Source organism: Paenibacillus sp. FSL H8-0104, from assembly GCF_038050215.1.
Classification (GTDB): Bacteria; Bacillota; Bacilli; order Paenibacillales; family Paenibacillaceae; genus Paenibacillus; species Paenibacillus amylolyticus.
This window is the reverse complement of record NZ_JBBOTC010000001.1, coordinates 2,676,355-2,691,887: the sequence shown is the minus strand read 5'-3', so window position 1 is coordinate 2,691,887 and position 15,533 is coordinate 2,676,355. Positions and strand designations below refer to the sequence as shown.

The window sequence follows — 15,533 nt, the reverse complement described above, 5'->3', positions numbered from 1 at the left end:
GTCCGCTGAATTCTCTTCCCTGCCGATTGCTTCTCGCCGATCGAGGAACTGTCAGGCTCCCAAACGTGGATATAATGTTAGCCGAAGTCAGTTGCTTCTAGGTGTTAGCTCAATCCTTCTCTTACAATTTTCAATAGTTCTTCTTTGTGGTCTGGGTGACATGCAATTAAATAAGGTTCTTCTTTCATTCCATTAAACTTATTTCCTTCAAAATCTATAACAAGCCCCCCTGCTTCCTTAACCATTAAGATACCTGAATACAAGTCATCACCTTCAGAATTGTACAGAACAATTCCATCAATATCTCCTTTGGCCAACATACACCATTGAAGCGTTGGAGCCCACAATCTTAACATTCGTTTAAATCTAATATCAATGTATTGTCTTAGTTTTACTGCTTGTGGGTCGTTTTGTACTCTGTGACCTTGAATCCAACCTATATTTCCTTTGAAAATATTCGGGTTACTCTTAATTTGTATTTGTCGATTATTGCAGCTTGTCCCTTCACCAATAACAGATACAAATAAACGTTCTGTTAGAGGTTCATAGACCACTCCAAGCACAGGCTCTCTTTTGTACATTAAGGTAATTGATATCGTAAAAACAGGTAAACCAATCGCAAAATTATTAGTTCCGTCTAAAGGATCAATTAACCATAACCAATCGTGCTTAGTTCCGATAAGCCCTGCCTCTTCACTGTGTATCTGATGATTTGGAAATACGCCTTGTATTTGTTTGATGATGATTTCTTCACAGATATGATCTACTTCAGTAACCACATCCCCAAATTCATCTTTAGATCTCAGTTCAACAAAGTTATCAAACTTCTCTTTAGAGATTAGACCTGCTTCGCGAATAATTCTTATTGCTATCTCTTTTGCGGTTTGAATAATCTTACGATCCATTACGCACCTCATATTGATTTTGATTTTAACTGATTTCATCTAACATTTTGTGTTCACGACGACTGGCTGGATACATTCTTCTGTTTATAGTTTCTACCCGACCAAGGAGCACTAGCGACAATGCTTGAACATCTGGTTAGGCAATGTCGTTGCCCTCCATGATTACCCTTACATACTCATCCCAATTCTTATCATCTGTATTGATTTCTATTGTTGGCACTCTTGAGATTTGAGCTTGATGTCTTAATACATTTTGGATTCTTAATAATTCACTTACCGACGATCTTACTTCTTCTTCTGTTTTATAGATCCATTCTTCTGGTTGTCTACTTTTAATTCTTTCTTCTACAACTTCGGGCGAGATTGTAAGCAAAATACACCTGGCACCTAAAGACTCAAGCTGTTCTTCTATTTTATTTATCTCATCCAAATCCGAATCTACAAATGCAGCTCTATGATTTAAGTGAAACCTCTCCAGAACATAAAATAGTCCCCTAGATCCTCTAGATGCAGGACCAAGTTGAATTGCCCATTCGTTAAGTTTCTTTAGCATTTCAACCCGCTCTTTAAGTAACTCAATATGTCCTTCTCGGGTTAGACTTACATATTCTCCATGTTTATTATTCAAAATTTGAGTATAATGTTCTCCAAGGATAACTACGCTCCGTTCTGAGGATTCTTCTTGTGATTGATATCGTTTAATTGCTTTTAATACTGAAGTCTTCCCGGCATTTGAGTACCCCTCAAGAATTACTCCTCTAATATGCATTTAAATCTCCTTCCACTAGCATTATTTCGCCTAACGTTTCTGTATTCATACGTTCAACTTAGTTTAATATTTTTTATGAAACGCTTTCATTCGGTAGACCAAGGCTCCGAAGGAGCCGCAGCCTGAATATTATGTTATCTGATGCTGATACCTCTTTTAAATCCCCAAATACATTCTTTAGTTTTTATCTCTTCAAAAGGTCTTCCCATTCTTCGATTGATAATTTATTGGATATATTCTTTAAGTTTTCAGGGACACTTACAAAACACATTAATTCTAAACTATTTCCATCTGGATCATTGAAGTAGACTGAAGCATTTCCCTGATTAGGCCTTACAAATGGATTTATTGAATCTCTTTTTCCAAATGGGACAGGCTCTATTTCAATAGTTTGAAGCCATTTCACACTGTCTCTAAGATCTTCATAACTAACTCGAAATGCTATATGCCTTAATGATGGATGATAAGAAGTTTTATGCTCTTTGCCTTGCCATAGACCGACCCAACTCTTTTCTTTTTCAATCCAGAAGAACGCTGTATCATCATCTCTCCAGGCCAGCTCTAATCCTAATTTAGAATAAAATTCGATAGATTGATGTAAGTTACTTACTGGTAAATGTGCTTCATACAACCCAAGTATCATATTTTCTCCTTTCAATCTTGCAAGTTTCAGATAACGTTTTGTATTGGCGATGTCCCGACGGGCTAAGGGGCTGAATGTGGTCACTCGCTTCTCAAGGTGATTACGATCAATTTCTGGAAGCAGCCATTGTATTTAAAGCATTCTCAAAATAGCGATATAATTCATCTGCAATTCTCAAAAACTCTTCAACAAGTACATTGCTACTATCCAAGTAACAAGCATATAGATACTCAACTAAAGCGGAGTCAATCTCACAATAGTTTAATATGGCATTCTTCATCTTAATGATTTCATCTTCCCATACCCCTGTATCTTCTAAAACCAAAGAATATAATGCACGAATTAATCTCTTAGAGTAACCTTTAATATATCTAGTTTTCATTGAGTGATCACTAACATTAGAAAGTGATCGATGTACACGATCTACTTCCTCCTTAGTATCTGTATTTAAGTCTAAAATGAATTCTGGAGAAATTATGATCGGGGGTACTTTTTCACCAATGTCCTCCCCATGTATGCAAACACAAATAATCTTAATCCAAAAACCCCAATCATTCGGTCTACTTAATACATCATCAATCGAGCAAATGATCGTATCCATCTTAGTGACGAATGGATATTCTTCCAACAGCCTGTCTTTGATATTTGACAATCTTTCGTAATCAATATCTTGGGGATTTGCACATACAATAGTAAAGTCTGCATCTGACTTAAAAGGTTGAGCCGTTCCTTTGGGAATCGAGCCACACATATAAATGCTATGAATCTTATCTTTGAATTCGTTAAGAATATGATCCACATACTTATCAACCAAATCTTTATATTCACTTTGTATTGCAATTCTATTTATAACTTTTTCTAATATCATATAGACCCCTCCTAAAATAAGAACTTCTTTCGGCTAAACGTTGTTGTATTCCTGACGTTCAAGCAGCTTACCGTAGGGAACGGGTTAATAGACTTAGCTGATTGAATGGGTCGCCTTAATTAACTTCTCCGATATCCTTCTTGGCGACCGAGGACCAAGTGAGACGGTGTATGAATGTACTGTTAGATAAAGTAACCTTGAGTTACCCACAAAATCTTTCTAAACTTACAGCAACACCGTTTTCATCATTATTAACGGTTATTTCATCAGCAATTTCCTTCAATTCCCTAATCGCATTCCCCATAGCAATAGAATATCCCGCCATCTTAAAGAGGCCTACATCATTATGATCATCACCAAATACAATAACGGAATCCAATTCTACATTATATAATTCACAGAGTTTAGTAATTGCCATTTCCTTAGATGCCAGAAGAGGCATGATTTGTACTAATTTATTATTATCCGTAATTAGTATATTCACTCTACCCTCGAATTTTTCAAACAATCCAGAATTGTGATTATTGCCAGTCAGAAGTATCTTCGTGGCATCATATTGCTTTAATTCTTTTAAGGGTTTTACTATGGGGTTTGATTGTGTGTTCATTGAGCTAATATAATCAAGCTCTCTTAAACTAAACCACTCATCCTTCACTTCCATAGTCAGTTCAATTTGAGGGTCACACTTCAAACAGTAATCAAGAATTTCTGTAGTTACATTAGCAGGGATTGATTCATTAATTTCTATCTTGGTTTCCTTACATATCACTTGAGCTCCGTTGTAATATACAAAAGCCCCGATATCTACTAATCCTTGTGGAAGCAACCAATTAACCGCCCTGGGCGGTCGAGCTGTTGCAAATATTATTCTGATTCCTTTCTGATAACAAGATAAGACCGCATCTACATTTCTCTTAGATACTTCTTTTTTTGAATTTAATAATGTTCCGTCCAAGTCAAGAACTACAGTTGAATACTTCAATGAATCAACTCCCAATATAAACTTCTTCGTTATTTTATCTACCGTTGTTGTATTCACGAACCCGAGAGATTGGGTCGAAGACTTAGCCTCGCAGGAGTTGTGTCTGCTGCCACGCTACTTCCTCGGAACCCTCTGGCAGACCAAGGGGCGTAGCCCCGCAGCGATAATACGGTGTTGGCAAGATTTTAGGGGCTTCTTCGAGCTACATTCAATGAATTTATCACTTTCAATGTGCTTGGTTCATTAATATTGAGATATATTCTTCATCTTTAAGCCTTGTCACCTTACATTTCTCATTGCATTCAAATTCTACTATTCTCTCTTCAATTGTTTTATTAGTACTATCTTTAAATATGTCCTCTCGATCATAGTGAGGAAAAATAAGCTTGTCTGTTACACCTAATGCCTTAAAATCCGTTAAATTCATTGTGTTCATCTGTGGAGTAAAGAAATCGACAATGTTAATATTCGGCCCCAGTAATAACGTTCCTGCACTTACTCCAACTATAATTACATTCTGTGCGGCCAGTGTTTTGATAATTTCATCAGCACCACTTTTCTTAGCGTAATACAATAGTGTAAATGGATTCCCACCATTAATATATATAACATCTCTATGTAAGAGTATTTGCGGGTCATCAAATTCAATATCTACAAAATTGATATGCTGAAATCCCATGTCCTTAAACTCTTGCATTGCTCTTTGTGCATATCTATTAGTTTCTTTTCTAGGGGATGCTGTTGTAATAATTGAGACTTTTAATTGAGAAATATCTCCATCAATAAAATCCAGAAATTGATTTTTAATATCTTCAGTATAAAAACCACAAGAGGTTAGTAACAAGCTACTCATTGAAATCACCGTCCTTAACTAATGATTTATCTAATCTTTATAATTTAATTAAGCTTTCTCTTGATTTCCTATAACGTTCTTGTATTCACGAACACTCACTGGCTTAAGCGCGACAGCACGGGTCCGACGGACTTAGTCAGTGCAGGATTGTCGCCTGACACATCTCCCTCGATATCCCTCCTAGCGACCTAGGGCGAATACCAGATGCGTTAATATGATATTAGATGATTCACCTTATTTTTTCGAATTACTACATAGAAATCCTGCTTGCTTTATATGATCAGTTTTGCGAAAATATCGCCGTCTTCATCTAACTCCCCTGTTTCTACAAAACCAAGAGAAGAATAAAGTTTCCTTGCTACCTTATTCTCGGGCGAATAAAGAATCACGACTTCTGAGGCCTTTCCATGCGGCAAAGTTCGAAGTAACTCAATTGACTTTTCTATTGCTTTTTTGCCATATCCTTTGCGCTGATATCGTTTATCTATCATAAATCTATATATGTCATAATAATTTTCAGAATCTTCACTCTCAGAAATAACATATGACATTGCGATAAATCCAACCATCTTATCATTACAATAAATCGCATATGGCATTGGAATAAAACTGCTTTTATTTGTTATAACAACATACAATTCCGCAAGAGTATATATAATAGATGCTACAAATCTGCCTTGCTCTTCCTCAACTCTTAAGTCCAGACATTCTGAAAAATTATCAAATGTTATTTTCCTAAGTTCTATCATTTATGTTTCCCCCTTAAAAATGAAATGCACTCAAAAGTATTAGTCTTTATTGATTGGGGATTTCATCTAACGTTCCTGTATTCATGAACCCCAACGGTTGTCTGCTGAATTGCCTCTCTGAATTCCTTCCCGCAGACCAAGACTCCATCGGAGCCACAGCTTGAATATTATGTTATCTGATGGATTGACTTTCTTCGAGCAGAAATAACACGTTGAATTATAACTTATTTATTGATAATCATAATATTTCTTATTAACATTTTGTAAACAAGTCCACTTAATCCTATTTTCCATCTGATTTGAATTTGATAGGTTTCAGCGATTTACAATTAACAATAAACCTTTATTTTCTTTTGTGATTATTATTTCTCTATTTTTTACGGATATCTCTCACTTCATTAATTAACACATCTAATCTTTCAATAATTCTTTTATCATTTTCAAGTTTCTTTTTTAATCTCCCATCTATAATTGCTACTCCCATAACAATAATTATAAGCAGGATCAAAATTAGCACCTTGATCACTTACCCCTCTAGCAACAGAACGTTGCAATTGAATTAACTCTATAATTAGATAATATATACTTTTACTTTTTACAGTTTTAATCATTTTTCAATCTTACAGATAACGTTCTTGTATTCACGAACCCTCACTGGCTTAAGGGCTACAGCCGGGTCTGACGGACTTAGCTAGTGCAGGGTTGTCCGGCTGCTCCCAATTCCCCTGCCTGACCTAGGGCCGAATGGCCCGAGGCGTGAATATATTGTTATACGCAGTGCCCTCTTCTGTGACTAAGCTATGGGCTATCTGTTATTTAGCTTTTCCAATAATTCTACCTCCTCTTCCTCTGAAAGTTGTTCTTCCGCTCTTGTTTTTGTTTCATCTATCTTTAGTACTTTTAATCCTCTTTTTATGAGCCATTCTTCACCAGGTTTCATGGTAGTTGCTGGATGTGGATATACATCCTCACTTATAATTTCCTCATCAATTATGTAAATGTATCCACATAACTTACCATTATGAAATCTTGCGCCATTCTCATCAAAAGAAACAATAGATGGTTTCTGCGAAAAGATTCTTGCTAACTCTCGATCTTGGGTTATTGTGCTTCCGACTAGTAATTCATTTAGAAATAATGGCGAGCCATGAAACCAAGGCTTACTGTAGTCCCATTCTTTCATAATTATCACCTTCAATTAAGTTTTATTATGTTTCTTCTTTTATTGTTCTTTAGTTTCTTCTTAATTTTAGGGTATTGCGTATAACGTTGCGCATTTCTGACGTCCAAACGGCTTAAGGACCGGAGGTCCGGGTGGCTTTGCCACTTAGCTGGTTGGATGTGTCCGAAATCCCTCTTGAAGACCGAGGTGCGTCAGCGACGAAGCAAAAATGCATTGTTATACGCTGCCCCTTCTTCTTCGATTCCACATCCTTATATGTCTTGTGTGTTTTATATATTTAATATGTCTTTACGTGTTTTATCTTTTGGTTCTATCTTTTGCTCCTATCAAATCCGTTTCGCATAGGAAAGATCCCCTCATTTACTCTCGTACGCCTTCAGCAGTATCAACTTTGGTCTGTGTAGTAACTTCATCCAGTGAACGCTAGCCATATAAGAGGCTCGTGTTCCTCGGACCGGAGATTTGCCAATGGCTTCATTCAGATTCCTGCTCACGTTGGACACCCCTGCCTTAAGCTATGGCTTACTTCTACCCTCACCATTCGGGATTTAATCCTTGATATAGAATACATGCTGAACGCACAATCAAAATTTAAGAGGATTGTTGTCCTCCCTTTAATTCGCAATAGACAAATATGTATTAATGACATGCACAATACCAAAAAGTACTGTTGGTATAATAGCCAGATAATTTTGAAGCCAAATCTCAGCTAATATAAAATATACTACCGGGAGAACGGCCATCCCCAAAAAAATAATAAAGTTTGCGTTGCCTGTAAAATACAATATCCATAGCCCATAATAAAAAATCAACATAATTGCCATACCAATTATATACGGACATCGCACTTCAGATGCTTGTTTTCTTACAACAAATATCAGAAGAAAGAAAAATATCGCCTGACTTCCGTGCTCCAAAACATCTAAAATCAAATGGCTATTTGCATGGTTTCCTGATATATCTGACGCAGGAATTAAAAAATAAAATATATTTGGTATCATTGGCAATAAAAAGATTATCAGACCCTTCCATGAAAAACCAAAATGATAATTCATTTGATCCTCTCTTTCGCATAATAGCAATATTCTTTAGTTTGCACTTTATTATGAATCCGCTTCTCTGGTATTCCTCTTGATGACCGAGGAGCATAACTAACGATGTGGAAATTTATTGTTATATGGTACACCTTCTAATATTCCGTTCATCCTGGTTTTCAACTGCTACCTTGTAAATGTATTCTTTCACCTATATTTATTATCTGTTATTAATTGGTTGCATGATTTAACATTATTAAGGGTTGCGTATAACGTTCTGTATTCACGAACTTGCGCAGCAAGTTGTCACATGAATCAACTCCCCTGCCAAAAACATCATTGTGACCAAGGGGTAACCGCAGCTTAAATATGGTGTTATAGGATTTCAGCGTCTTCTTCGATATAATTACAAAAGCATTCTAGTTTCCCTGATGTTTAAATATATTTTTTAATTCAAGTAAGCCGTCAATAATAAAATCCGCTTGTGCAAGCTCCCCTTCTTGGGCAAAATCAAATCGACAACCAATAGCCTTCAACCCATTGTTTTTTGCGGCATTGAAATCAGAAATCCTGTCCCCAACTACAGTTGCATTGCTGATGTGATGTTTTTTAAGAATATGACCGATTAAGTCATCCTTATTTTGAGTTCCTATTTGTTGGATGCTATAAGTTTCTGCCACCCACTTATCTAATTTGTAGCAGTTAACGATGGCATTAAGGTATTCGTTTAGTCCATTACTTGCAATAAAAATGAAATAGCCTTCATGTTTCAAGTAATTAAAAATTTCTTTGACATGCGGATATAGGGCGCCATTGCCATTATTAATATTTGCAATTAGTTTCTCTAGGAAGATCTCGTCCACAATTCGTCTGATTTCATTTGAATGGTTCGGCAATAACGTTTCCCAAACTACTGGTAGAGGAACACCCATTATTTCACGATATTTTTGAGTTGGAGTCTCACTCGACCATTCATTTAGAGACCTCAAGATAGTAAATGTTTCTTCTAACGATAACTCTAAGATTTTGTTTGTTTGAAATAGTGTACCATCCATATCGAAAATAACCGCTTCCAGCATGATTTCACTCCTATTCAAAATAAAATAATGAATTGTTATACTGTTTTTACGCTGATTTCAATAAACGTTCTGTATTCACAACGCCCCACTGAATTAAGGCTCCGTCAAGAGACGGAAGCGATGTGGTTAGTCGGTGAGGAAGTGTTCGCTGAATCTGCTTCCCTGCCAATCACTTCTCGTGAACATAGGACTGTCAGGTCCGATGCGTGGATATGATGTTATATGCTTTACAGACTTCTTCGATCCACATCTACATCCTCATTTCATTGCACTCTACAAAACTGTTATTTTTCTTTATAGTCATTTGCTTCCTCTTTAATTCCTTCATTTTTAGAATTAATTCCCAATACAATTCCCCAATCTAGTAATTTTGGAATTGCCTCTGAAAGTAGCTCTAACAATCTACGATACTCCCATTCATCGTCAAGACAGATTGCTGTTTTAGCTACATTAGGAAGATGTTCTATTAGCCAATCAGAAGGAATTGTTTTAATCTTTTTCCTCGCTATTTCAATTGGGTGGGTATTTTGTGGCTGGCAAGCCCATTCAATAAGGATAGTGAGTATTTTTATTCCAAGCCCCGTAGGGATAAGTTCAATATCTTCTAGTCTAGTTGATATATTGGGAGATATTTGATTAATTTCATAATCTATTTTCAGTTCTTGCCATGATGCCATACCATGATTCATCATCCTTCCCTCCTAATACATTCATCCTCAATTGGAACTTAGATCTCCGGGATTGCATATAACGTTACTGTATCCATTACGTCCCATCGACTTAAGCCACATTAAGGGCGGCCGTGATGCGGTTAGTCGGTGCGGATGTGTCGCCCCTGCCAATTCCCTACGTGCTGACCCAGGGGGCGTCAGGACCCGAAGCTTGGATCTGATGTTATCTGACGTAAACCTCTACTGTGAATTAGCTATAATCTTCTTCGTTAAGTTAAACTCATGACGGCATTCATAGTAATAACTTTTGAGTTTATATCCCCCAGATTTAAATACAGGCTTATGTTGATACCACACTATAATTAGCGTTCCTTCAAAAAGGATTCTACGAAGGATATAAACTATTCTGTTAAAGAGAACGCTTCTATTTTGAGCAAATTTATGAAGTGTTTCAGATTGAAACTGAACATGTTTCTCCTCATCACTTAAAATCTGATTACATAAATCGATTAATACTTCTGACTTTGTAGATTTTTGCAAGGCTTTATAGTACAACTTAGCAATAATCTCAGCAGTTAATAGAACAATGACTGATTGTTCTAAACTCGCATATCGACGTAATCTTCTAAATACATTGTCCACCCAATGTCTACGAAGGAGTGGGATTCCCTGTACCTTCATAAATCTGCCTAGATCTCTAGCGTGCCTCTGTTCTTCTTTAATGAATTCTATAAGCGCTTCATAGTAATCCTGATCTTGCGTCTGATGTACATATTCTTGCGCACGTTTAATTAGATATTTACCTTCGGAGTTTTCTCCTAATTGAAACTGTTGAATTGACTTAATGATTATTTCTCTTTCATTAGTTGTTAATTTATAGTTGTCATCCCAATGAATATATTTGAGGTTTTGATTATTTCTTCGATAATATTGCACCCATTTCGAGAAAGTGATATTCATTATTTTCTCCTAAAATGTAATAGTTTTATGTCAAATAACGTTTCAGTATTCATGAAACCCGAAGGGGTTGTCTGCTGAAAAGCCTCTTCGAAATCTACCCCGCAGACCAAGGCTCCGAAGGGCCGCTGCTTGAATATTATGTTAGGCGATGCCAGCCTAAATTCCCCCTCACAATTAATTCCTTGTCCATGTTGCCCGGGTATATCCAATTCTCATACCCACTCTTTCCATATTCCGATGGCTTTGCGAGCCAAATGAGCACTGACTAACAACGAGATTACAATTGTTGTAGGTATCATGAATTCGTCTAAGTAATAAATTTGTTTGAAATCCTTTATTTCGATATTCAGGTAGTGTTGTCGCAAATGTTAATGAAGCAACATTGTTCTCTATATACATTACAGCTACTGCAACTGGATAGCCCTGATCCAACCCCAAATAATAGTGCCATCCAGGACGAGAAAACAGTACTCGGTTATTTGCAGCTACGTGTTCTTTCCCATCAAGTGATAATCCTGTACCTAAACAATGAATTTCTGCATATGTATCGAACTCATCTTCGAGTAGTTCACGAATTTCCAGTTTATGATGATCAAACGAATTTAGATTTCCAGGTTCACAAAAAAGCGTTGTATGAAATCCTGATTGATAAAAGCCTATATTATGGAGTTTTTTCATAACTTCTTGATTTATATTACCCGGGATGACTTGAATCTCAAAATTCCTTTCCCGCTCATTATAAAAGTCTAAGATATCTTCAATGACATCTTCAGAAATCCTTCCCTTTACATTATTAAAAAGACCCCATGGCATCGTTTTACTATAAAACGCCGTGCTCTCCCCGAATCGTTTTATTTCAATTCCCTCAGGGTTTCCTTCTCGTTCTCTGATTGCAGTCATTCGATCAACCATATAATTAATTTCAGATTTTTCTAAAATATCCGCTAATTCCAAATTCAATATCATTCAATTTATCCCCTTCCTTGATCCGCATATAACTATACAATTACTCCTGAGTGGTTTCGTATAACGTTCCTGTATTCACGACCCAGCATATGCTGGGTGTCCGGCGAATGCCGGACCAAGGACGTATGTCCGCAGCATGAATATTATGCTAGACGAAGTAGACTGTAGGCTCACATACTAAGAGCCTCCCTCATAAATTGGTTTGGAAATTTTTTTAGCTTTACTAAGGGAGTCGCGTTGTTCATTTTATTTAATTCGATGATGTTCATTTCTTGTATGGGTAAATAGTCTTCAATCATGAATTCAGTCATTTTAACCATGTCTATCATGGATCCAATGACGCTTCTATCATACGTTTTGATGAACTTAATGCTGTTTGCATGACTGATATAGTTGTTAATTAAAGGTTCAGAGATTCCTTCTGCTTTTAAATTTTCTATCAGTGCATGGAGAAATATCTCTTTAAAGTTTTTATAGTGCTCTTTTCTTATTCCAAACAAAATAAAGCAATACCTTGTCTTATTATTCATAATAATTAAATTATTCTTTTTAGCCATTCGAAATACATTGGCATGCCACTTGTAGAGTTCGTCCTCTAATTCGTTGTCTGGTTCTTCGACAAAAGAACTAGCATCAAATAGCTTCTTGGTACATGAGATTGTTATCATATATATATGTCCTTTCACAGTCTATTTCGTCTAACGTTCCCGTATTCACGACTCGACGTATGTCGAGTGTCCGGCGACTGCCGGATCAAGGGCGTATGCCCGCCGCGTGAATATGATGTTATATGCTGCCTGTGACCTTCCAATTTGTCTTAATCTTATTTCATTATTTCCTTCTTCAATTTTATGCTTTCTTTCTATCTTTTTAAAATGATTTTTAACTCTTAATCCGTTTTTTTAGATCTATTTTCTCTTAAAACTCTTTTTCCAATCTCTCTTTCTACTCATTTGATCTGAAGCCACTTCATGCTTCCTATTTCAACCCCCGATCTCCTGATTTAATCGTCTTTTTAGCTTTAAATTTTCTTTGATTTTTAAACCCTAAACAAAAAACGCCGATAGATGATTCGGCGCTTTCTTATATTTCTATCATTACTATATATTAATTTTTTACCTTTTAATTCATGTATCACTATTAATCTTTATATATCCAAAATAAGCAATCTTATTTTTATAAATCATTACAAATATATAATTAAAACACTTAGATACCAGATCCATGACATTTTTTGTATTTCACTCCACTCCCACAAGGGCATGGATCATTTCTACCTGCTTTATATAAAGTTCTTCCTACTTTTTTAGTCTCCTGATCAATCATGTTTAATAAAGAAATAAAATCCGGATTTTTTTTACTACTAGAAAGCATATCTTCATCAACGTAAACAAAATTGTTCACTATTTTTCTTCTATCATCAAGAAACGTACATAATCCTATCCATTCCTTGGCTTGTGATTGATGCATTTTAAATACACAATGTGCTTTTAGTTTTTCTAAAATAATAACTCTATCTCTGGTATAGCCTGACATTATAGTTACTCCATAAATAGAACCAGTTAACTTATCATAATTAACAGGCTTTGAAATGTCATGCAAATTACCATCGTTTTGTGTCATTTTGACTACTCTATCATACATTTCAATGATGGTATCCTGTTCATTCATATAAAGATCTATCAATTTTAGTCCAATAGTAGTATGACCATATTGATTTAGTTGATTTAATTCCATCAAAATTATTTTGAATTTATTGTTAAACTTTCTTCTATATGGTTCTGAAGATAGTCCTACATTTTTATCATAGTAATGTCTGTTATATATTGGAGAATAATCAAGAACTTCAGAATAAACATTTTCTTGAGTACCTAAAATAATATTCTTCATCACTTTACCAATATCAATTTCCTCAACATGGTAATCTTGTCGCTCCTCCTGGTCTTGAAAAAGATACAACCCAAAAATATCAAGTTCATACGTAGATTTCAAGGCGATATTATCATTCATTCTAGTACGTAAAAAAGCATAATGTATGAACTGGGTGGGAAACTCAATAAAATCAGAAATAACTTTAAAATCAGCCAAAGATATAGACCATGGGTATTCCTCTGCTTTATATAATCCCACCTCTTTCAAACTTGTTAAAGAAGTAGTTATATCCGCAAAATAATCCAAGGTAGTATTCATTATAAACTTATTTTTATAAGTTTCTGATTGAAGTTTAAGAACTTTCTTACCACTACGATTATAGAAACAGACTTCTTCCTTGCTTTCAATAAAGTCTTTTGCTCTTTTGGCTTGTATCAATGCATATTCAATATTCTCTTGAATGTTTTTTTTCAAACGACCAAGCCCACCCTTTTTTGCCGGGGAGTGAAAACCTCTACTTTTTGATTCTATTATAAATAGATTACTGTCATACAACACTAGACCATCAAGCTCGTATCTTTCACCATTATGTTTGTAGTATAACTCAGAATGTATATCTGCTTCAGGTAAAATTTTTCTCATAACATTAATAGTCTCTTTTTCTAAATAATCACCTTTGATCTGTCCATATTCATTCCACATTTCTTCATTTTCTTGAATAACTTTTTCCATTTGTTCCTGTAAAGTCCACCTTAAACTATTAGGAAACATCAGAAGATAAGAGTCTTCATATTTGAGAATAGGTTTAGCTCTAAAAATATTATCATCGCTTGGGAAACGATATTCTTGAACTTCTTCAGCGATATTAGTAGAGAAAAACTCAAGGAATTTATTTAATTTCTTTAGTTTCTCATCATCAACTTTTATATCAAAACTCGAGAACAAAAGTTCATCTTTTAGACTCTCAGAAAATAATATATAAGGAACAAGTTCATGAATCGCTTTTTTATGATTTTTGGAATAATTTTTCACTATCTTCTTAATATTTTTATCCCTTATTTCCCCTTTTTTATAATCTTCAAGAATAAAAGGTATCATTTCATTTGCTCTTGTAATAGATTTTTCTGCTAATTTCTCAAGTTTTTCTGAATATAGCTGTGTTAGATGTTCAAAAAACTCAAAACAATCTCCTATTGTAAAACCAATAGTATTTTCTAAATACTCGTCATAGTTATTCAATAGATCTATTATTTGCTGTTGCATAGGAGTAAACCATGAATATCCTCTAACAATTCCATAGTTGCTCGTCATATTCGCTGCTACTATTGCTTTACTCAATTCTTTTTCACTTAAGTCAAAATCTATTTTTCGTAAGTAATTAGAGATCTTCCAATATGACATGAAGTGATCAATAGTTTTTATTAAGTCGTCTATTTCTAACGGATTTGGTATTTCTTCTTTAACTACAAATGTTCTATTTAGTATAATACCCGCTAAGTGTTCTAAATTAGCAGGTTGAATATATTTATATCCCTTCTCACTATCTATTGTAATATAAGAAAAATAACTTAACCTAGATAGCATTTCTATTGTATCAAATCTATTAATAAATTCATTGATTTTCATCTCTTGATTTTGTAAATCTACGACTGTTTTCTTTTTTAACTCATCCAATTCTTCAATGTTCATTAAAACACCAACCATTTCTTATGTATTATTTTAAGTTTCATGTGACCCTTTTATCTTCATAACCCAATATACTCCAGTTATTTAGCAAAGACTAGATAAAAACCGTATGTCATTTTTGGTATATTCTAATTTCTAATGGTCTTAACCAAACATTTTCTTATTTAATTTTATGCTTTCTTGCTATCTTTAAGTAATACTTTTTTAGCTTTTGTAATCCTTCTCAACTCTCTTCGTATTCTAAAGCAATTCGTTGTCCCGTTTATTGTTCCGAATCTTTCCCGCAATTTTTCTGCCTTTCTTTGGATATGCT

15 protein-coding genes are annotated in these 15,533 nt (G+C 35.0%); all 15 read right to left on the bottom strand.

Annotation, left to right across the window (positions count from 1 at the left end):
- Positions 1-104 precede the first annotated feature (104 nt).
- Complete coding sequence (locus tag NST38_RS12215; RefSeq protein WP_076249753.1) at positions 105-905, bottom strand: inositol monophosphatase family protein; 801 nt, start codon at positions 903-905, stop codon at positions 105-107.
- 136 nt (positions 906-1,041) lie between these two features.
- Entirely contained in the window at positions 1,042-1,674 is a 633-nt protein-coding gene (locus NST38_RS12210; protein ID WP_076249754.1) for a hypothetical protein, read from the bottom strand.
- Positions 1,675-1,858: 184 nt separating this feature from the next.
- Positions 1,859-2,317: a VOC family protein gene (locus tag NST38_RS12205; RefSeq protein WP_076249755.1), complete on the bottom strand. Its 459-nt coding sequence runs from the start codon at positions 2,315-2,317 to the stop codon at positions 1,859-1,861.
- 106 nt (positions 2,318-2,423) lie between these two features.
- Positions 2,424-3,185, bottom strand: a complete 762-nt coding sequence (locus NST38_RS12200) for a nucleotidyltransferase domain-containing protein (RefSeq protein ID WP_076249756.1) — start codon at positions 3,183-3,185, stop codon at positions 2,424-2,426.
- 202 nt (positions 3,186-3,387) lie between these two features.
- Entirely contained in the window at positions 3,388-4,224 is an 837-nt protein-coding gene (locus NST38_RS12195; protein ID WP_083684237.1) for a Cof-type HAD-IIB family hydrolase, read from the bottom strand.
- Between the two features lie 169 nt (positions 4,225-4,393).
- Positions 4,394-5,020 carry a Type 1 glutamine amidotransferase-like domain-containing protein gene (locus tag NST38_RS12190; protein WP_076249758.1) on the bottom strand — a complete coding sequence of 209 codons (627 nt, stop codon included), beginning with the start codon at positions 5,018-5,020 and terminating at the stop codon, positions 4,394-4,396.
- A gap of 272 nt (positions 5,021-5,292) precedes the next feature.
- On the bottom strand, positions 5,293-5,769 hold the full coding sequence (locus NST38_RS12185) for a GNAT family N-acetyltransferase (protein ID WP_076249759.1): 477 nt from the start codon (positions 5,767-5,769) through the stop codon (positions 5,293-5,295).
- A gap of 805 nt (positions 5,770-6,574) precedes the next feature.
- A complete protein-coding gene (locus NST38_RS12180; protein ID WP_076249760.1) occupies positions 6,575-6,952 on the bottom strand; it encodes a hypothetical protein in 378 nt (125 codons plus the stop codon).
- A gap of 614 nt (positions 6,953-7,566) precedes the next feature.
- Positions 7,567-8,007 carry a hypothetical protein gene (locus tag NST38_RS12175; protein ID WP_076249761.1) on the bottom strand — a complete coding sequence of 147 codons (441 nt, stop codon included), beginning with the start codon at positions 8,005-8,007 and terminating at the stop codon, positions 7,567-7,569.
- Between the two features lie 398 nt (positions 8,008-8,405).
- Positions 8,406-9,065, bottom strand: a complete 660-nt coding sequence (locus NST38_RS12170; protein ID WP_076249762.1) for an HAD hydrolase-like protein — start codon at positions 9,063-9,065, stop codon at positions 8,406-8,408.
- A 284-nt stretch (positions 9,066-9,349) separates the two neighbouring features.
- On the bottom strand, positions 9,350-9,754 hold the full coding sequence (locus NST38_RS12165) for a hypothetical protein (RefSeq protein WP_076249763.1): 405 nt from the start codon (positions 9,752-9,754) through the stop codon (positions 9,350-9,352).
- A gap of 222 nt (positions 9,755-9,976) precedes the next feature.
- Positions 9,977-10,696 (bottom strand): ferritin-like domain-containing protein, encoded by a 720-nt coding sequence (locus NST38_RS12160; RefSeq protein ID WP_076249764.1) that lies wholly within the window; start codon positions 10,694-10,696, stop codon positions 9,977-9,979.
- 174 nt (positions 10,697-10,870) lie between these two features.
- A complete protein-coding gene (locus tag NST38_RS12155; RefSeq protein ID WP_083684238.1) occupies positions 10,871-11,662 on the bottom strand; it encodes a GNAT family N-acetyltransferase in 792 nt (263 codons plus the stop codon).
- A 170-nt stretch (positions 11,663-11,832) separates the two neighbouring features.
- Positions 11,833-12,330, bottom strand: coding sequence for a DUF6933 domain-containing protein (locus tag NST38_RS12150; protein WP_076249765.1), 498 nt, complete (start codon positions 12,328-12,330; stop codon positions 11,833-11,835).
- A gap of 541 nt (positions 12,331-12,871) precedes the next feature.
- Complete coding sequence (locus tag NST38_RS12145; protein ID WP_047842550.1) at positions 12,872-15,223, bottom strand: YecA family protein; 2,352 nt, start codon at positions 15,221-15,223, stop codon at positions 12,872-12,874.
- Positions 15,224-15,533: the final 310 nt, after the last annotated feature.